This window comes from Actinomadura sp. WMMA1423, assembly GCF_006547145.1.
In the GTDB taxonomy this organism is placed as follows: domain Bacteria; phylum Actinomycetota; class Actinomycetes; order Streptosporangiales; family Streptosporangiaceae; genus Spirillospora.
In genome coordinates this window covers 4,407,523-4,425,883 of sequence record NZ_CP041244.1, presented here as the reverse complement: position 1 = coordinate 4,425,883, position 18,361 = coordinate 4,407,523, and the positions used below count along the sequence as shown (strand labels likewise).

Below are 18,361 nucleotides of genomic sequence, written 5' to 3'. Positions count from 1 at the left end.
CATGGCCGAACACGAGATCATGCCGGACCGGGCCGCGGACCGCACCACCTTCGTCGGACGCGTCCGCGAGGTCGCGGAGGTGCGGCGCCTGCTGGCCGGGACGCGGCTGCTGACCCTCACCGGCGCCGGCGGCGTCGGCAAGACGCGGCTGGCCCGCCAGGCGGCGTCGACGCTGCGGACCTGGTTTCCGGCCGGGGTTCAGATGGTGGATCTGGCCGCGGTGCAGGATGCCCGCCTGCTGGAGGCCTCGGTGGCGGCCGCGCTGGGACTGCGCGACACCGGCGGGCGGTCTCTGCCCGCCCTGGTGGACCATCTGGCCGACAAGCGCCTCCTGCTCGTCCTCGACAACTGCGAGCACCTGCTGCCGGAGTGCGCCGAGCTGGCGGCCCGGCTGCTGGGCGGTGCGTCGCGGCTGCGCGTCCTCGCCACCAGCAGGCAGGCGCTCGGGGTTGGGGGCGAACAGGTGCTGGTGGTGCCCCCGCTGGAGGTCCCGGCCCCCGGCGCCGCCGTGCCGGACGTCGCGCACAGCGACGCGGTCCGGCTCTTCGCCGAGCGGGCGGCCCAGGCGCGGCCGGGCTTCACGGTGGACGAGACGACCGCGCCGGCGCTGGCCCGGCTGTGCCGGCGCCTGGACGGGCTCCCGCTCGCCATCGAACTGGCCGCCGCGCGGCTGCGCACGACGCCCCTGGACGAGCTGGCGGACGAGCTCGACCGGCGTTTCGACCTGCTCGCCCGTCCCGACGCCACGGCCCCGCCGCGGCACCGGGCGCTGTACGTGACCATGGACTGGAGCTTCGGGCTGTGCACGCCCGGGGAGCGCCGGCTGTGGACGAGGCTGGCCGTGTTCCCCGGGGCGATGGACCTGGAGACCGCCGAAGCGGTCTGCTCGGGCAACGGGATCGAGCCCGAGGACGTCCTCGACCTGGTCTCCGGGCTGGTCGACAAGTCCATCCTGATCAGCGAGCGCGGCTCGGGCCGCAGCCGCTACCGCATGCTGGAGAGCATCCGCGCCTACGGGCGCGAGCTGCTGGCGCACGATGACGAACCGGCACTGTTCCGGCGGTACCGCGACCACTACCGGCGGCTGGCCGAGCGGAACCGGATCGATCAGCTGGCCCCCGACGAGTTCGATCGCTACCGGGCGGTGCTGGCGGAGATCCCCAACCTGCGGCTGGCGCTGGATCTGTGCCTGCGGCCGCCCGGCGACCCGTCCGGCCTGCGGATCGCGGTCTCCCTGTGGTCGGCGTGGCTGCTCGCGGGCGCCCTCCCCGAGGGCCGCCACTGGCTGGAGCGCTCCCTCGAGCTGACGGGCCCGACCGACGACGGCCGCCTCATGGCGCTGTGGGTCGACGTGCTGTTCGCGGCCTACCAGCACGATCTCGAAGCTGCCGAACGGCGGGCGGACGAATGCACCGTCACCGCCGAGGGGTGCGGGGACGAGGCGGCGGGCGCGTTCTGCCTCCAGGCCCGCGGGATCGCGGCGCTGGCCCGCGGTGACACCGGCGACGGGTTCGCACTGCTGCGGGACGCGCGTGCCCGCCATCGGGCGAGGGGCGACCTGGACGCCGTGGCCGTGAACCTGCACTACGCCGCCTCGTTCGGGGTGGCCGCCCAGAGCCCCGAGGAGGGGGCGGCGCTGGGAGAGGAGCTCCTCGCCCTGGCCGAGGCCCACCAAGCGCGGATCTTCGAGGCGTACGGCCTGATCACCCTGGGGTACGCGGCATGGTGGCAGGAGGACCCGGGCCTGGCCTGGGCCAGGATGTGCCGGGCGGCCACCATGCTGATCGAGATCAGCGACTCGTGGGGACTCAGCCAGTGCCTGGAGGTGCTCGCCTGGGCCGCATGCGCGCAGGGACACCACGCGAGGGCCGCCCGGTTGCTGGGCGCCGCGGGACGCCTCTGGCGGGCCTTCGACATCCCGCCTCTCGGGCTGCAGGCCTTCACGCGTTCCCACCGGGACTGCGAGGCCCGCGCCCGCCGGGAACTCGGGGGACGGGCGTTCACCGCGGCCCGCGACTCGGGCGCGAAGCTGAGCCTGGACGGCGCGGTCGCCTACGCGATCAGCGGTTGAGCACCGGGGCGCGCGCCGGCGCCGCCGGCGGGTGGCCGGGACCCGCGGGCCAGTCGCCCACCGTGGTCACCCGGCCGTCGGCGTCCACCATCCGGGCCCGCAGCTCCCGGGATCCCAGCCAGGCGGCGGCCGCGCTCCCGGACGCCAGCGCGGCGATGCTGGCGGTCTTGGCGGCGACGCAGGCCAGGCCGATGACCGAGACCGTACGCCAGAGGCGCTGCTCGCGCACGACCGGCGGCGCGTCGGCGGCGCGGGGGACGACCTGCAGCCGCCCGGCCCAGTGGCCCGCCGTCCGGCCCGGGACGGGCGGGGAGGAGGTGGCCAGCCCGGGCGCACGCAGCACGATCTCCTGCCCGGGCGGCGGCTCGCCGCGGTGCCCCAGGCCGCGACCGCCGGTCACCTGGACCGGCCAGCCCGGGTCCGGCACCGGTCCGGCGGTGGCGACGCTGCCGGGGAAGCCGACGCAGACGCCGCACCCGGCCTGCCCCGCGGCGGACTCGGCCGCCCGGTCGGCGGCGAACGCCATCGCCATGTTCCACAGGTCGAGGGTCGTCCCGGCGGGGATCGTCACCGTTCCGGGCGGGTCGTCGATCAGGACCGCCCCGCTTCCGGCGCCGACGAGCGGATCGACGAGCCCGCCGGTCAGGTCGCAGGCGTGCAGGGCCGTCCACAGCACCGCCAGGAAGGTGGAGCCGATCCGCACCGGACGGCCCGCGGCGGCGTTGACCCGGGCCAGGTCCGAATCGTCGCGGAAGGCGCCGCACGCGGCGTCGATGTCGTCGATCACGTGGTCGACGGCCCGGCGGGCCGCGCCGAGACGGCCGGGGTCGTCCACCATCACGGTGGCCGCACCGCCCCAAAGGGGGAAGTCCTCCGTGCCGTGGATCATCAAACCGCTCCAAGGACGAGTGGGGAACGCGTAGCCGGCCACCCCCGCGACGGGCACGCCCGCTCACCGTGCGGTGACGGCGGGCCGGTCGGCGCCGGCGAGGACTCACCCTTCTCGGCGCGGTAGTCGCTGTGAGATCGCATCGACGACCAGCCTGCTCCGGGCCGCCGGGGACGGGGAGGGGAGAAACCCCCATACGGCTACCCGAAGGCCCCCGCCCGGCGGGGATCGCCGGCCCCGCCGTCCTCTCGTCCCTTCCGAGGCGGAGGTGGTCGGGCGAACCCGCCGCTCGGTGGTCGGCGGGATCGACCTTTGGCGGCCGGCTGACGACTTTGGTGGGCTGCGGGCGGTTCAGGCGGTTACTAGCGTCCACAAGCATGAACGTCGCCCCCGGCTCGTCCCAGGTGAAGCAGTCGATGGCGTGGAGGCCCTGACCATGCGACGGCATCAGCGGGAACACCCGGACGCTCTGACGACGCTGGCCAGGCCCGTCTGGGCTTGGGCGGTGCTGTACATCACGGCCGCCGCGCTCGCGGCCGGGCTCGGCTGGCTGGTCAGGGTGTTCGCGAACTGGCTGGCGAGTCTGGAATGGGCGCCGATGAGGGGACCGGCCCGGCTGCTGGTCTCGATCCCCGAGCCGTGGCTCACCGCCGGCCTGGTCGCCCTCGGCGCCGTCGCGGGGCTCGGCCTGATCTTCTTCGACTCCCTGGAGCAGGTCTCGGTCGGCGTGGCCGGCGACCGGGTGGTCCTCAAACGACCGGGCCACGTCCAGGAGATCACCCGCGACCGGATCGGCCCGGTCTTCCGGGACCGCGACCATCTCGTCCTGCTCGGCCGCAGGGGCGAGGAGATCGCCAGGGAGAAGTGCGACCTCAGCGTCCGCGAGCTCGCCGCGGCCTTCACCGGACACGGTTACGCCTGGACCGACGGCGATCCGTACCTGGACGACTTCCGGCCGTGGGTTCCGAAGACCCCCGACCTGTCCGAGCACGCGAACTCGCTGCTCAAGGTGCGCGCGGAGGCCATGGAGGGCTCGGGTTCCGCCGAGGTCGTCAAGGAACTGCGCCGCGAACTGGCCCGGATCGGCGTCGTCGTCCGGGACAAGGGCAAGCGGCAGTACTGGAGACGATCCGACGAGACCCCGCTCGACGGGTGACCGCGGTCGCCGCGCATATTCGGTTGGCCGGGCGGCCGGGCCCGGCTAGTGTTCGTCGCACCTCGCGGCTGCTGAACCCCGGGGAGCCCGTCGCCCGTCCGGCGACGTCCCGTGCGTCCTCTCTGGACGATCACGCATCTGACCCATGCCCGAAATCCAGCAGCCGCCAAGGAAAGCCCATGCCCGCGTCCCAGCAGGATCCGCGCCTCGTCCGCACCGACGACGACTGGCTCCATCTTCCCAACCGGTGGGACATCCCCGTCGACATCTGCGCCGGCACCGACGTGCCGATCGAGCCGAGCGCGGTCGACGAGATCCTCACCGTGCTCCAGACCGCCGACACCCTGGCGCGGCTCGCCGCCGCGACCGGGCACGACGGCGCGCGCATCGACCGCGTCGCGCTCACCCCGGACCTGCACAAGGGCGCCGGGATGCCGATCGGCACCGTGCTGCGGACGAGCGGGGCGCTGATCCCGCAGGCGGTCGGCAACGACATCAACTGCGGCATGCGGCTGGAGACGACCTCGCTCACCGTCGACCGGGTCCGTCCCCGGCTGGACGCGCTGGAAGGCCGGTTGCGGCACCTGTTCTTCGAGGGAGGCCGGCGGATCGCGCTGTCGGGGGTCCAGCGCGAGGCCCTGCTGCGCGACGGACTGCCCGGTCTGCTCGGCGCCCCCGGCGACCCGGCGAGCGGGATCTGGTCGCAGCACCGGCCCGAGGACGGGCGGCCGGGCCGGATCCACGGCGAGCGGTACCCGACCACGACCGCCGAGCCGTTCCGCGACTGGATCGACAGCGCGGGCGGCACCAGCTACGACAGCATCATCGGCGGCGTCGGAGGCGGCAACCACTTCGCCGAGCTCCAGTACGTCGCCTCGGTCCACGACCGGCAGGCCGCCTACGCCTGGGGTTTCGAGCTCGGGCAGGTCGTGCTGATGGTGCACAGCGGCTCGCTGTCGCTGGGCCACCAGGCCAACGCCGACGGCCTGGACCAGGCGAGGAAGGCCTGGCCCGCGGGCGTCCCGGCCCCGGACAACAAGATCCTCCCCGTCCTTCTCGACCGGCGGAACGAGGCGGCGCTCCAGCGCTATCTCGACGCGTTCGGCAACGCCGCGAACTTCGCGGTCGGCAACCGGTTCTTCCTCTCCCTCATGTTGCGCCAGGGGCTCGCCGCCGAGTGCGGCGCCCTCACCGGCGAACTGGTCTACGACGCCCCGCACAACCTGCTGTGGCGGGACGACGACGGGTCGGTGGTGCACCGCAAGGGCGCGACGCCCGCGGGCGGGTACGCCGACATGGCCGGCGGGCCCTACGCGATGTGGGGCGAGCCGGTCATCGTGCCCGGGTCGATGGGGGCGGCCAGCTACGTCCTGCGCGGGCACGGCAACCCGCGGACACTGGCCAGCGCGTGCCACGGCGCCGGCCGCCGCGTCCCGCGCGGTGCGGCGTCCCGAGCCGGCGACGCGGAGCTCGACGCGTTCCTCACCGAGTTCCGCGTGGTCACGCCTCTCGACCACCGCGACCCGGCGGTCACCCGCCGCGCGGACGTGATGGCCGCTTGGCGCCGCGACCTCAAGCAGGAGGCGCCGTGGGTGTACAAGGACGTCGGCCCGGTCGTGTCCAGCCTCGCCCGGGCCGACGTCGCGTCCCCCGTGGTCGAGCTACGCCCCCTGCTGACCGTCAAGGGCTGACCTGCCGGGCGGTCGGGCGAGGCGGGTGGCGAGGAGGCGGTGGAGGTTGCCGCCGAGGATCTTGCGGATGTCGGGTTCCGGGCGGCCGCGGGCGAGGAGTTCGCCGGTCAGCAGGGGCAGGCCGGAGGGTCCGGCCAGGCCGGGGAGGGTGGCCATGACGTCGAACCCGGCGTTCGCCGCGGGGTCCTCGCAGCAGGGCGGCGTGAGGTCGGTGAAGACCTCGTGGACGAAGTCCGGGCCGAGACCGACGTGGTCGATGCCGGCCACCGACGCGACGTGGTCGATGTGGTCGGCCAGCCGGGCGACGGTGTAGTCGCAGGGGTCTTCGGCCAGGAAGCCCGGCAGGAAGTTCACGCAGACCACGCCGCCGGTCGCGGCGACACCCCGGATCTGGTCGTCGGTCAGGTTGCGGTGGTGGTCGCGCAGGGCGCGGGCGCTGGAATGGGTGGCGATCACCGGCCGGGACGCGAGTTCGAGGACGTGCTCGACCCCGCCGGCGCCCAGGTGGGAGATGTCCAGCAGGATGCCGAGCCGCTCCATCTCGGCCACGGCCGCGACGCCCGCGGCGGTCAGGCGGCTCGCGGTGGCGTCCTCGCCGCTGCCGTCGGCCAGCGGGGTGCGCCCCCAGTGGGCCATCGACGCGACCCGGACGCCGAGCCGGTGCATCGTCGCGAGGAGCTCGACGTTCGCGTCCAGCCCGGGCATGCTCTCCAGCGCCAGGACCAGCGCGATCTTCCCCTCGGCCAGTGCCGCGTCGATCTGCGGCCCGTCGAGGCAGAGCCGGACGTCCTCGGGGTTCCCCTCGGCGATCACGTGCGCGCACTCGATCATCCGGAGCGTCTCGCGCAGCGCGCCCTCGGGCCTGAACCGGCCGTCGATGAACACCGGAAGCACCTGGAGGTCGACTCCGCCCGCGCGGAGCTGCGGCAGCCACCGCTCCCGGAAGAAGGACGCCCACCGGCCGGGCGGGCGGGCCACCACCGCCATCAGCAGGTCGTTGTGGGCGTCGGCCACCACTGCGCTCTCATGCAAGTCGGCAGGCATGCCCGGCACTGTAACCCGGAGGCCCGGGGCCCGTTTCGGCGAACTACTTGACGTCAGACGACAAGTACTTGCTATCTTGTGTCAAGTGACGACCACGGAAGACCATGTCGAGCTGGTGGCGGAACTCGTCCGGCTGCTGGAGACGCGGATCCTCGATCCGCTGGAGATCCTTCTGGCCTCCGACGAGCCGCTCGAGCCGATCAGGACGCGGCTGCGCGTGGAGGCCGAGGTCTGGGCCGCCCAACTCCTCGGCCCCGACCGGGAGCGGGCCGCCCTGACCGCGGCCCGGCTCATCGGGGTGTTCTTCCCCGGCGACGCGCCCTTCGACCCGCCGGCCTCCTGGTGGCGGACCGCGGTGGGGCGGGCCGTGGCCCGCTCGATCGTCCATCCGGCTCCCGCCGTGCCGTACTCCAAGGCCGGGGCGATGCTCGGCATCACCCGGCAGGGCGTCCACGACCTGGTCAAGCGCGGCAAGCTCGACCAGCACCCCGACGGCGGCGTCACCACCTCCTCCATCCGCGAACGGCTCAACCGCCCCCGGGAGAACACCCGTGCACGACGTGATCATTGATGACCGCCCGGTCCCGCTGGCCGTCCGCGACCACGGCGGTCGCGGAACCCCGGTGCTGCTGCTCCACGGCCTCGGCGGCACCCTCCTGCACTGGGACGCGGTCGCGCCCCTGCTGACCGACGCGCACCGGGTGGTCGCGATGGACCTGCGCGGCCACGGACTGTCCGGCGACGGACCGTGGGATTGGGAGGCGGTCCTGGACGACGTCCAGGCGGTCATCGGCCACTTCAACCTGGAGGCTCCCGTCCTGGTGGGCCACTCGCTCGGCGGCATGATCGCGGTGCGGTGGGCGCTCCGCCACCCGGACGGTCCCGGGATCGTCAACCTCGACGGCCTGCGCTCGGCCGAGACCGCCCCCCGGCACTACGCGGGCCTCGAGCAGGACGAACTGGCCGCGCTCCTGACGGAGATGAAGGCCATCTTCGACGCCCAAGCCGAGGCGATGGCCCGTCCGCTGACCGAGGCCGCCGCGGCGATGCATCCGCAGCGATCGCTGCGGACCACCGACGAGGGCGCCTACGTGCGCCCCGACGCGGCATTGGCCAGTCGGCTCAGATACGACCCCCATTTCCAGGACAGCGTCGCGGCGGTGGCCGACATCCGCTGTCCCGCCCTCTTCGTCCTGGCCACGGAGAATCTCCCCGGCCTACCGCCCCGAGTCGGTGACCTGATGGCGGCACAACGCGCAGGCATCCGCCGGGACCTGCTGACCCTCGCCGCCGACCGGCCCCACCTGCGCGTACTCGACCTGCCCGCCAGCCACAACATGGTCGCCGAACAACCCGGCCAGATAGCCGAGGCCGTCCTGAGCCTGACTTGAGCTGCGGTGGGCTACTTGCGGGGTGAAGTTCCTGAGACCTCGGGGTCGGTCCCGTTCTCACCGGTGTTGGCGGTGACGGCCGTGTGGATGTGTGGGGGGATGGGGCGACCGGTGGTCGTCTGCCAGAGGGCGCGCAGTACATCGACGCCGACTTGGCGGGTGAGGCGTTCGAGGTGGCGGGGCGCGGGTCCGGTGGCGGGGTGGGGGTACTCGTCGAACAGGGCGACGCACCGGACAGTCCATTCGAGGGCCTGGTGGAGGTCACCGCGGTCCTCGGCGAGCAATCCGAGCTGCCCGTAACTCTGGGCCATGCCGGGCCGGTTGCGGAGCTGTTCTTCGATGATGAGGGCTTGCCGGTACCTGTCTTCGGCTTTATCCAGCTCCCCCGGGTTTGGGCGGTGATGCCGAGATGGTGGTAGCTGCGGGCCATCCCGTGCCGGTCGCGGAGTTGTGTTGCGATGGTGAGGGCCTGCCCGCACCGGCGTTCTGCCTCGTCCAGGTCCCCTCGCAGTTGAGCGGTCATGCCGAGCTGGTAGTAGCCGGCGGCCATGCCGGGCCGGTTGCGGTTCTGCTCTTCGATGGCGAGAGCCTGCCGGTACCAGTGTTCGGCCTGGTCGAGGTCGCCCTTCAGCTGGGCGGTGACGCCGAGCTGGTGGTAGCTGGCGCCCATGTTGGGCCGATCGTGCAGCTGTTCTCTGATGGTGGTGGATTGCTGTTGCCAATGTCCGGCCTGGTCCAGGTCCCCCCGCTGCTGGGCGGTCCTGGCGAGCTGGTGATAGAGGACGGCGATGTTCATGCGGGTGTAATCGGATTCGGGGAGGTGCTGGAGGGCTTGTAGGAGGGTGCGGTAGATGTCTTCGGCCTGTTTGAGTTGTCCGGCGGCGAGGTGGCGGTTGGCTTGGCTGCTGGTGAGGAATGCCCACAGGTCACCGGCGGGGGTACCGAGGCGGGGCGGGGTTCCGGGCGGGTCCTCCAGGATGTTCTGGGCGCGGTCGACCCAGACCCGTGCCTCCTCGTGCAGTCCCCGCAGTTCCCAGTAGTCGTTCAGAGGCCTGGCGATGGCGGCGGCGTGGGTCCAGTGCCGGTGGACAAGGGCGTGGCTGAGCATGCCGGACAGGTTGCGGCGGTGCAGTTCCACCAAGGTCACCGCGGTTTGGGCGTTCTCGCTGTTCCACTGCTCGGCCAGCCACAGGGCGTAGGCCGCGTAGGCGTCCAGGAGCGCCTGCGTTGCGGCGGCGTGCTCGTCGGTGAATCCGTCAGGGTTGAGGCGTTTCCAGTGCGCGGTCAGATAGGACGGCAGCGCCGGGTGCAGGCGGAATATGCCGGTACCGAGTTCGGTCAGCAGCCCCACTTCCGTGGCCCGCTTCAGCAGGCCCAGCCACTCCTCATACGACAGGCCGCGCAGCCGTTGAGGGCATTCCGGTGATTGTGAGATCAGGCCGAGGACCTTGCCGTCGGTGATGGTGTGGAACAGTGCCAGGGCGGTGATGGCCTGCTGGTCCTGGTCGGGTAGGTGGGTGAAGGAGTAGGCGATGCTGGCGGCCAGGTTGGTGGTGCGGTCTCCCTCGTCTCGCACCGGCAGCGGCTCGGTCCCTTTGAGCGCCTCCAGCAGCCGCTCGGGAGTGTTGCCGTCCAGGAGGCGGAGGGTCAGTCGCATGCTGAGGGGGTGCCCGTCCAGCCATTGCATGAGGTCCTCGAACCCTCGCCGCTCACGCTTGGCTCGCGTGCCCGGGTACGGCTCCAGGAGGTGATCGGCGTACAGGACCGCCTCGTCCCGGTTCAATCCCCCCACCTCGATGCGACGGACCTGGGGGCCGAGCCAGTCCTCGGGGCTGCGGCTGGTGATCACGATGGCAGAGCGGCCCTTGGTGGCGACCCGGTGCAGGAAACCCCGCAGTTCGTCGGCTTCGTCTTCCTCCAGAGGCGGGGTCGCGCCGGTGGGGTCGGGCATGGAGCGGACGGTCTCGAAGTTGTCCCACAACCACAAAACCCGGTACTCGGCGAGATACCCCTCGATCGTCTTGCGGCGCTCTGCCTGGTCCAATGCCGCGAAGTCACTGCCGAAGACCTTCAAGCCGAGGCTGGTGACCAGACCGCCCAGACCGAACGAGGCCACCCCGGGCTCGAACGAATCCCAGAAGACCAGCTCGGGCGAATCGACACCGCCGGTGTCACGCCACCACCGCCCGAACGCCTTGGCCAACTCCGTCTTCCCCGTCCCACCAGGCCCATGCACGACGATGACAGGCTGGAGACGCGCCGCGGTATCCAGGGTGTAGAGCAGACCGTCCCGCCCTACGAACCTTTTAGTCGCTGCAAGTCCGTCATCTCCATCCGTCCCGTCGTCGTCCTGAGCCTGGGCGCGGAACTTGGCCAGCATGGCTGTCTGCGATACCGATTGCGGCCGTGAGGTGACGAGGCCTCGGAAGGAGATGTCCCGGCGCATGTAGTGGACCGGGACCATCCAGTCCTCCAGGGGCAGCCATCCCTTTGGACTGGGGCGGAGATTGGCGGTGTGCAGGTGCCGCCGTGCTTTGGCGACGGCGTCGCTCACGCTGTCCCCGGCGAAAAGCCGCTCGTAGAACACGGCCATGAACTCGGCGGCCGCGACGGCGTAGACGCTGTAGGCCATGGCGACCACCGAGGCGGAGCCTTCGCGCAGGAGACGGGTCGCGACCGAGGCCTCCACCTCACTGCCGATCTGCGCCGACTGGCAGGCGTTCAACACCACGACAGGGACCCGGCCGGCGGCCAGGACCGCCGCGACCCGGTCGGCGGGGACGAGATCCGCGCCGCCGTCGGGTTTCTCGAACGCGAGCATCCCCCTCGCGCCGCTGGTCTCGTACCTGGTGGAACCGCGTCCGGCAGGAATGACGGGTTGGCGGGCGAAGACGCCGTGGCCGTCGAAATGTACGACCTGGAACGGCTCCCCACGATCCACCGCCTCCTGGAGGACCTTCTCGAACTGGTTGAGGGTGGGCGGCCGAAGCACCGTCAGCTCGACCGTGCCGCGGACGGATTCCAGGCGTTCCAGGAGAGGCCTGGCGACCATCTGGTAGCCCACGTCTTCCGTGCCGTCGGGCCGGGAAATCACCATCAGCACCCGCAGTCGCGGCCCCGCGGTGTGGACGGGTTCGAACGACTCGGTCAGATCCGCGGACGGCAGGGTCCGGATCACCGCGACGTCTTCGAGGGCCAGTGGTGCCGGGCGGGCCGGGTCGCGCAGCAGTTCCCACGGCAGACCGAGGAAGGGGGCCGACGTCGCTTGGAGGACGAGCTCCATGTCCCCGCGGCTCCGGGCCGCCACGTACGCCTCACGGGCCGGGCCGGATTCCCCGAGGAGCGCGCTGAACAGGTCGCCGCCCCAGGCGGCCAAGCAGTCTCGGATCGCGGCGCCGCGGTCGTCGTAGGAGGCGAACGGCGCGCTCAGGTAGTCCTCCAGGTACCAGCGCAGATCCTTGAGGGCCTCGTCGTCCAGGGGCCACGGCACCTCCCGGGCGGTGACCAGATCGCTCGCGAACTCTTCACCGGCCAATCGGAGCCGGATCGACACTCGGCCGTCATCGCGCGCGGACACCAGAAGCTGACTTCTCCGGCGGCCATCCCTCACATCGCACCCCGTAATTCCACGGAAAGCCAGTCCCCAGTAGAGCTCTCGTTGCAGGATAGACAGCGATATTCGTCCGAACCTGCTAGGGGAACCTCATCTCGACTAGATCGTCCCGAATGAGCATTTCAAGGAGAACGGAATGACCCCTTCCGGCCACTCGGGGCAATACGCGGATCTTTCCGTCCCGTGAACGGTAGGACGCGCCTAGGCTGATACCTCCGAGGACCGCATTGTGATCAACGTCCCGTATTCGTGGATCACTCAGGGGAGAAGGTCCAGGGGGTACCGGGTGGCCGAGCAGGGGAACGACCGGCTCCTGATCAAGATTCGTGATCAGGGGCGGGTGTCGGTTGCGGTGTGGTGGCAGGGCGTTGACCAGCCCGAGACCGCCGTCGAGGACATCGAGATGGTCTGGCCGCTGGACGCCGAGGACATCGAGGATCTGCGCTGGTACCTGGAGGACTACCTCCGCCACCCCTACGCCGTCTACTCCGACCGGGGGCGGGCCGTCGCGGCCGAGATCCCCCGGTGGGGCGAGTCGATCTTCCGGGCGGTGTTCGGCGACGGACCCGCCCTCGCCGCTTACGCCGCGGTCCGTGCCAGCGGAAACCGTCCGGAACTCGTCATCGAGTCGACCACCGCCCCCCGGCTGGGACTCCCTTGGGAACTGCTCCGCGACCCGCGACGCGGGCGCCCCCTGGTGCTGGACGGTTTCAGCCTGACCCGGCGGCTCTCCGCGAGTGATCTGCTGAAACCGTTTCCCACCAGCGGAGACCGGCTCCGTGTGCTGATGGTGATCTCCCGTCCGTCCGGCGAGGACGACGTCGGCTACCAGATGATCGCCAGGCCCCTGCTGGAGCGCCTGGACGCGGTCCGCGGCAACGTCGACCTCGTCGTGCTTCGCCCGCCCACCCTCGACCAACTCCAGACGACCCTGCTCCAGGCGGCCGAGGCCGGAGAGCCGTTCCAGATCGTCCACTTCGACGGCCACGGTGTCTTCGGCGACGGACAGGCACCCGCCGCGAACTGGGACCCGCTGACGTTCACCGGCCCCGCGCCGCAGGGCATGCTCGTGTTCGAGAAACCCGAAGGCGGCCCCGACCACGTCGACGCCGGCAGGGTGGCCCAAGTCCTCGCGGCCGCGCGCGTTCCCGTCGTCGTGCTGAACGCCTGCCAGTCGGGCCAGATCGGGTCCCAGGTCGAAGCCGCCGTCGCCACCCGCCTGATCAAGGACGGCGCGGCCTCGGTGGTCGCCATGGCCTACAGCGTCTACGCCGTCGCGGCCGCCGAGTTCATGGCCGTCTTCTACGAGCGCCTCTTTGCCGGAGACCGGATCGCCGACGCCATGACCGCGGGCCGCCTGCGCCTCGCCCTCGCCGACCAGCGGCCCAGCCCGAAAGGGAAACTGCCTCTCCAGGACTGGATCATTCCCGTCCACTACCGGCGCCGCGACATCTCCTTCCCCCATCTTCGCGCCGACCGCCCTAAGGGAACTCCGTCCCTGGAGAAAGTGCTCAACCAACTACGAAACCAATCCGAGGAAGAAGGCTCCTCTCAAGGAGCTGGGTTGGACGCAGTAGAGAAGTTCGTAGGGCGGGATGGCCTGCTCTTCATTCTCGATGCCGCGGCGCGTCTCCAGCCTGTCGTTGTTTTGCATGGGCCTGGTGGGACGGGCAAGACGGAGTTGGCCAAGGCGTTCGGGCGGTGGTGGCGTGACACCGGCGGTGTCGATTCGCCTGAGCTGGTCTTCTGGGATTCGTTCGAGCCTGGCGTGGCCTCGTTCGGTCTGGATGGTGTGGTCACCAGCCTCGGCTTGAAGGTCTTCGGCAGCGACTTCGCGGCCTTGGACCAACTAGAGCGCCGCAAGACCGTCGAGAAGTTGTTGGGCGACCATCGGATTTTGTGGTTGTGGGACAACTTCGAGACCGTCCGCTCCATGCCCGACCCCACCGGAGCGACCCCGCCTTTGGGTGAGGATGAGGCGGATGAGCTGCGGGGTTTCCTGCACCGGGTCGCTGCCAAGGGCCGTTCGGCGATCGTGATCACCAGCCGCAGCCCCGAGGACTGGCTCGGTCCCCAGGTCCGTCGCATCGAGGTGGGGGGATTGAACCGGGACGAGGCGGTCCTGTACGCCGATCACCTCCTGGAGCCGTACCCGGGCACGCGAGCCAAGCGTGAGCGGCGAGGGTTCGAGGACCTCATGCAATGGCTGGACGGGCACCCCCTCAGCATGCGACTGACCCTGCCCCTCCTGGACGCCAACACTCCCGAGCGGCTGCTGGAGGCGCTCAAAGGGACCGAGCCGTTGCCGGTGCGGGATGAGGGAGACCGCACCACCAGCCTGGCCGCCAGCATCGCCTACTCCTTCACCCACCTACCCGACCAGGACCAGCAGGCCATCACCGCCCTGGCACTGTTCCACACCATCACCGACAGCGACGTTCTCGGCGTGATCTCACAATCGCCGGAATGCCCCCAACGGCTACGTGGTCTCTCATCTGAGGAGTGGCTGGGCCTGCTGAGGCGGGCCACGGAGGTGGGGCTGCTGACCGAACTCGGTACGGGCATGTTCCGCCTGCACCCGGCGCTGCCGTCCTATCTGACCGCGCACTGGAAACGCCTTGACCCCGACGGATTCACCGACGAGCACGCCGCCACGATGCGAGCGTTGCTGGACGCCTACGCGGTATTCGCTGGGTGGCTGGCCGAGCAGTGGAAAAGTGAGAACGCCCAGACCGCGGTGGCCATGGTGGAACTGCACCGCCGCAACCTGTCCGGCATGCTCGGCTACGCGGTGCATCATCAGTGCTGGAACCACGCCACCAACATCGCTTCGCTCCTGAACGACTACTGGGAACTGCGGGGGCTGAATGAGGAGGCGCGCGCCTGGGTCGACCGCGCTCAAGACATCCTGGAAGACCCGCCCGGAACCCCACCCCGCCTTGACAGCCCCGCCGGTGACCTGTGGGCATTCCTCACCCACAGCCAGGCAAACCGCCTCCAGGCTGCCGGACAACTCAAACAGGCAGAAGACACCTACCGCACCCTCTTACACGCCATCCAGCAACTCCCCGAAACAGATCACACCCGCGCCAACACTGCCGTCCTCTACCACCAACTCGGCATGACCGCTCAGGGGCAAGGGGGCTTGGACCAGGCCGAAAACTGGTACCGGCAATCCCTGACCATCAAAGAGCAGCGGCGCGACCGGTCAGGCATGGCCTCCAGCTATCATCAGCTCGGTATCACCGCCCAGTTGCGGGGGGACTTGGACCAGGCCGAACACTGGTACCGGCAATCCCTCACCTTCTTCGAAGAGCTCGGCGACCGGCCTGGTATGGCTGGCAGCTACCACCAGCTCGGCACGACCGCCCAGTTGCGGGGGGACTTGGACCAGGCCGAAAACTGGTACCGCCAATCCCTAATCATCAAAGAACAGCTCCGTAATCGGCCCGGAATGGCCAGCACTTACCACCAGCTCGGCACAACTGCCCAACACCGTGGAGACCTGAACCAAGCCCTACACCGGTACCGCCAAGCTCTCACCATCTTCGAAGAACTTCGCGACCGGCCCAGAACGGCCCGTTGCTACCACCAGCTCGGCATGATCGCCCAACGGCGTGGAGACCTTGACCAGGCCGAACTGTGGTATCGACAAGCCATCACCATCTTCCAAGAGCTCGGCGATCGGCCGGGCATGGTCCAAACCTACGGCCAGTTCGGATTGCTTGCCGAAGATCGGGGCGACCCCCAGAAGGCCCTTGAATGGATCATCCGGTGTATCGCTCTGTTCGACGAATATCCCCATTCCGCCACCGGGCCCGCGCCCCATCATCTCGAACGTCTCACTCGGCAGTTGGGGATGAACACACTGCGCAGCCTCTGGCATGCCACCACCGAACGCCCGCTCCCTTCGGACATCCGAACCGCCTTCACCGCCCCGGACGAAACTGACCCTGACGAAAGCGGGACTAGATGAACGACACCATTCAGCAGGCGGCCCGTGCCGCAGGGGCGCGCCTCGCGCCTGAGTACGGTCGGCGCCTTCCTGCCGACGTCGAGGCGGCGCTCCACAGCGGCGACGGTGCGTCCCGTCGCGAGCGTTACGACCCCGTCTCCATAGGCGGCCTCATCGTCAGCATCGCGACCCTCGCGTGGACCATCTACCAGGACCACAAGAAGAAGCACAACGAGCAGCCGTCCACTCAGGTCATCATCCGGACCGTTCGCATCGAGCTGAGCAACGACGGTGCTCCCGAGCAGGTGAACGCGGAGCAGAGGGACCGGATCATCGAGGCGGTCGTCGAAGAGATCGCACAAGCCATCAGCGACGAGACCGATCCACCCCACGACCAGTAACCCCATCGCGGGCGACGCTGGATGAGCGCCCCGTCCATCGAGGACGACCAAGAGGGTGACCGGTCCCCGGCCGGGGTCAGGCGGTGGGGAGGCCGAGGAGGGCGGGGTTTTCGGCTCGGGTCAGCCACTCCTGGGCCGGGGCGGGCAGGAGGCGGCGGGATTGCAGGTCGAGTAGCCCGCTCACGTGCTTCACCTCTGCGGCCAGCTTGCCGTCCGCGCGCGTGAAGGCGTGCTCGACGGTGTAGGTCTTTCCGTCTCCCCAGCGCCAGTCGCAGGAGACGTCGACCTCGTCGCCGCTCCGGAGTTCGCCGTGGTAGCGGATCACCGTCTCGAGGTTCACGGGGCCGAAACCGTCGCCGATCAGTTTCTCCACCGAGACGCCGGCGGCCCGCAGGCAGGCGAAGCGGGAGTGGTCGGCGTACTGGACGTAGACCGCTCCGTTGAGGTGGAGCTGCGGGTCGATCTCGTAGACGCGCACTTCGTATCGCACGGAGAAGGGCTCAGCGGTCATTCGCGGCCTCCTGGTCGGCGAGCCATGCCAGTGAGCGGTCGGTGAGATAGCGGTTTCCGTCGTCGCGGACCTCCATCCAGTCCCCGCGCGCCCAGCCGCCCGCTGCCTGGGGTGAGAACCCGTGCCTGCGGAACAGTGCGCTGGCCTCCGCGCGGGTGAGGCCCCGCCGGCCCCATTCGGTCATGAGCGCGAGATGCCGGTCCTCATCGGACTGCCCGGACGGTGCGGAGATCGCGTCGGCCAGTGCCGTCAGGCCGCGGGCGATCTGGCGCAGCGCCGCGGCCACCTGCTCGGGAGGCGGAGAGACGGGGTCCATGGCGGTCGAGCTTAGCAAACGCTAGCAATCGCTAAGCAATGGCCTTGCGGTGGCGTGTTTCAGAGGATGTCCGGCGCGGAAGCGGAGGGGATCCATTCGCTGATGCCCGGCTCGGTTCGCTGGCCGGGGCCGAGGAGGGTCTCGTAGTTCAGCGAGAACATGGAGCGCCACTGGTCGATGCCGATCTTGGCGGCGTGGACGCCGTCCTGGTCGAACAGGTGGGTGCCGTCGGGCTCGTAGACCTCCAGGATGTACTCGGTCCCGCCGTCGGCCTTGTCCACGGTCAGCAGCGTGTAGAGGTAGCCGGTGGTCTCGGCGGCGACGTCCAGGTAGTGGGCCCTGTCGTGGGCGTGCAGTCGCAGGGTCGCGACGAGGCGCTGGACGCGCAGATCGGCCTTGCCGGACGTGATGTCGAAGGTGGTGTTGTTCGCCGTGTCCGTGACGCGCCAGCGGGAGCCTGCCGCGGTGATGTCGATGCCGAGCGCGGCGCCGCGGTAGGCGAGGAGATGCTGGTCACCGCCGATGTCCAGGTAGCGGACGTCGAAGGTGGCCGTGGACTTCGTTGTCGGTCACCAGCCAAAGGGAGCCGGGTGTGGTGACGTCGACGGTGAACGTGGACGAGTCCTCGGTGTAGCCCGCCTGGACGAACGCCTCGGCAAGGGACGAGTCGACGGTACCCGCGTCGAGGGCTCGCACGGACGCGGGTGCTTGGTCGTCCGATTCGGCGAGCAGCGGGGCCGTATCCGGGACGGGGTTGCGCTGGAACGCCTGGACGAGCGCGGTCGTCGGGGCGTGCTGGTCCAGGGCGCCGCCATGTCGTTGATGGTCACGCCGGTGAACCTGCCCCGGGACTTGGGGGTGTCGCAGTCGAAGGTGGAGGCGCCGTGTGTGAGAACGCGACCCCGCGGGACGGAGTGCTCCTTTGAGCGTTCGCTGTAGGAGCGGGAGTCGAGGTAGAAGTTCGTCTGGGACGGGACCGGCCAGGAGTACCCCTTGATGACGTCCCGCATCTGGCCGTTCACGCTCTCCTTGGACGTGCGCAGGCGACCGGGTTCGCGTTCGGCGCCCCGACCGTCCAGTGCGAGTCCTGGGCGACGACGGTCGTCTGCGCGTCGCGCGGGACGGGCAGGCCGAAGTTGTTGAGGAGGTCCCGGACGTCCTTGCAGGTCTTGCCGCCCGCGTCCAGCACGCCGCGCGCGCCGGCCTGTGCGGCGGAAGTACGGCCCGAGCATGAGGATGAACGCCACCTCCACAGGCAGCAGCAGGATGATCGTTATCTCCGAGCGCGGCTCGGGGGCTTCTCCCCGCTCGCCCTCCACGGGG

At 70.3% G+C, this 18,361-nt stretch carries 14 protein-coding genes and 1 pseudogene; 7 read left to right on the top strand and 8 right to left on the bottom strand.

Annotated elements, in window-relative coordinates:
• Position 1 precedes the first annotated feature (1 nt).
• Complete coding sequence (locus FKD65_RS20380; protein WP_141579002.1) at positions 2 to 2,071, top strand: AAA family ATPase; 2,070 nt, start codon at positions 2 to 4, stop codon at positions 2,069 to 2,071.
• Here the strand turns inward: FKD65_RS20380 and FKD65_RS20375 are convergent.
• The gene (locus tag FKD65_RS20375) at positions 2,061 to 2,960 is read right to left on the bottom strand and encodes an FAD:protein FMN transferase (protein ID WP_141579001.1); all 900 of its coding nucleotides are present in this window, start codon (positions 2,958 to 2,960) and stop codon (positions 2,061 to 2,063) included. The genes FKD65_RS20380 and FKD65_RS20375 overlap by 11 nt on opposite strands.
• A 436-nt stretch (positions 2,961 to 3,396) precedes the next feature.
• Here FKD65_RS20375 and FKD65_RS20370 point away from each other — a divergent pair, with 436 nt between their 5' ends.
• Both FKD65_RS20370 and FKD65_RS20365 read left to right on the top strand, forming a co-directional pair.
• A complete protein-coding gene (locus FKD65_RS20370; RefSeq protein WP_141579000.1) occupies positions 3,397 to 4,116 on the top strand; it encodes a hypothetical protein in 720 nt (239 codons plus the stop codon).
• Positions 4,117 to 4,295: 179 nt separating this feature from the next.
• Positions 4,296 to 5,807 carry an RtcB family protein gene (locus tag FKD65_RS20365; protein WP_141578999.1) on the top strand — a complete coding sequence of 504 codons (1,512 nt, stop codon included), beginning with the start codon at positions 4,296 to 4,298 and terminating at the stop codon, positions 5,805 to 5,807.
• On the opposite strand, the gene FKD65_RS20360 is transcribed toward FKD65_RS20365, so the two are convergent.
• Positions 5,778 to 6,851, bottom strand: a complete 1,074-nt coding sequence (locus FKD65_RS20360) for a dipeptidase (protein WP_141578998.1) — start codon at positions 6,849 to 6,851, stop codon at positions 5,778 to 5,780. The genes FKD65_RS20365 and FKD65_RS20360 overlap by 30 nt on opposite strands.
• A gap of 85 nt (positions 6,852 to 6,936) precedes the next feature.
• Here FKD65_RS20360 and FKD65_RS20355 point away from each other — a divergent pair, with 85 nt between their 5' ends.
• Both FKD65_RS20355 and FKD65_RS45595 read left to right on the top strand, forming a co-directional pair.
• Positions 6,937 to 7,422: a hypothetical protein gene (locus tag FKD65_RS20355; RefSeq protein ID WP_141578997.1), complete on the top strand. Its 486-nt coding sequence runs from the start codon at positions 6,937 to 6,939 to the stop codon at positions 7,420 to 7,422.
• Positions 7,403 to 8,242 carry an alpha/beta fold hydrolase gene (locus tag FKD65_RS45595; protein WP_141578996.1) on the top strand — a complete coding sequence of 280 codons (840 nt, stop codon included), beginning with the start codon at positions 7,403 to 7,405 and terminating at the stop codon, positions 8,240 to 8,242. The genes FKD65_RS20355 and FKD65_RS45595 overlap by 20 nt, the downstream gene beginning before the upstream one ends.
• A 388-nt stretch (positions 8,243 to 8,630) precedes the next feature.
• On the opposite strand, the pseudogene FKD65_RS20345 reads toward FKD65_RS45595, so the two are convergent.
• Positions 8,631 to 11,525 (bottom strand): annotated as a pseudogene (locus FKD65_RS20345) (CHAT domain-containing protein); the annotation flags it as partial.
• A 616-nt stretch (positions 11,526 to 12,141) separates the two neighbouring features.
• Here FKD65_RS20345 and FKD65_RS20340 point away from each other — a divergent pair.
• Together FKD65_RS20340 and FKD65_RS20335 are read left to right on the top strand one after the other, a co-directional pair.
• On the top strand, positions 12,142 to 15,831 hold the full coding sequence (locus tag FKD65_RS20340; RefSeq protein WP_141578994.1) for a tetratricopeptide repeat protein: 3,690 nt from the start codon (positions 12,142 to 12,144) through the stop codon (positions 15,829 to 15,831).
• Positions 15,828 to 16,211, top strand: coding sequence for a hypothetical protein (locus FKD65_RS20335; RefSeq protein ID WP_141578993.1), 384 nt, complete (start codon positions 15,828 to 15,830; stop codon positions 16,209 to 16,211). The genes FKD65_RS20340 and FKD65_RS20335 overlap by 4 nt, the downstream gene beginning before the upstream one ends.
• A 76-nt stretch (positions 16,212 to 16,287) precedes the next feature.
• Here the strand turns inward: FKD65_RS20335 and FKD65_RS20330 are convergent, their stop codons facing one another.
• From FKD65_RS20330 to FKD65_RS44330, 5 genes are all read right to left on the bottom strand, one after another.
• The gene (locus FKD65_RS20330) at positions 16,288 to 16,722 is read right to left on the bottom strand and encodes a thioesterase family protein (RefSeq protein WP_141578992.1); all 435 of its coding nucleotides are present in this window, start codon (positions 16,720 to 16,722) and stop codon (positions 16,288 to 16,290) included.
• A complete protein-coding gene (locus tag FKD65_RS20325; RefSeq protein ID WP_141578991.1) occupies positions 16,712 to 17,038 on the bottom strand; it encodes a hypothetical protein in 327 nt (108 codons plus the stop codon). Before FKD65_RS20325 ends, FKD65_RS20330 begins: the two co-directional genes overlap by 11 nt.
• Before the next feature lie 59 nt (positions 17,039 to 17,097).
• Positions 17,098 to 17,319 (bottom strand): hypothetical protein, encoded by a 222-nt coding sequence (locus tag FKD65_RS20320; protein ID WP_141578990.1) that lies wholly within the window; start codon positions 17,317 to 17,319, stop codon positions 17,098 to 17,100.
• A 232-nt stretch (positions 17,320 to 17,551) separates the two neighbouring features.
• Positions 17,552 to 17,734: a hypothetical protein gene (locus FKD65_RS20315; RefSeq protein ID WP_141578989.1), complete on the bottom strand. Its 183-nt coding sequence runs from the start codon at positions 17,732 to 17,734 to the stop codon at positions 17,552 to 17,554.
• 322 nt (positions 17,735 to 18,056) lie between these two features.
• Entirely contained in the window at positions 18,057 to 18,227 is a 171-nt protein-coding gene (locus FKD65_RS44330; RefSeq protein ID WP_168221119.1) for a hypothetical protein, read from the bottom strand.
• Positions 18,228 to 18,361: the final 134 nt, after the last annotated feature.

Bases quoted from the DNA above. Each gene is read 5' to 3' on its own strand.
- FKD65_RS20380 (WP_141579002.1), top strand. From the start codon at position 2: ATGGCCGAACACGAGATCATGCCGGACCGGGCCGCGGACCGCACCACC.
- FKD65_RS20375 (WP_141579001.1), bottom strand. From the start codon at position 2,960: ATGATCCACGGCACGGAGGACTTCCCCCTTTGGGGCGGTGCGGCCACC.
- FKD65_RS20370 (WP_141579000.1), top strand. From the start codon at position 3,397: ATGCGACGGCATCAGCGGGAACACCCGGACGCTCTGACGACGCTGGCC.
- FKD65_RS20365 (WP_141578999.1), top strand. From the start codon at position 4,296: ATGCCCGCGTCCCAGCAGGATCCGCGCCTCGTCCGCACCGACGACGAC.
- FKD65_RS20360 (WP_141578998.1), bottom strand. From the start codon at position 6,851: ATGCCTGCCGACTTGCATGAGAGCGCAGTGGTGGCCGACGCCCACAAC.
- FKD65_RS20335 (WP_141578993.1), top strand. From the start codon at position 15,828: ATGAACGACACCATTCAGCAGGCGGCCCGTGCCGCAGGGGCGCGCCTC.
- FKD65_RS20330 (WP_141578992.1), bottom strand. From the start codon at position 16,722: ATGACCGCTGAGCCCTTCTCCGTGCGATACGAAGTGCGCGTCTACGAG.
- FKD65_RS20325 (WP_141578991.1), bottom strand. From the start codon at position 17,038: ATGGACCCCGTCTCTCCGCCTCCCGAGCAGGTGGCCGCGGCGCTGCGC.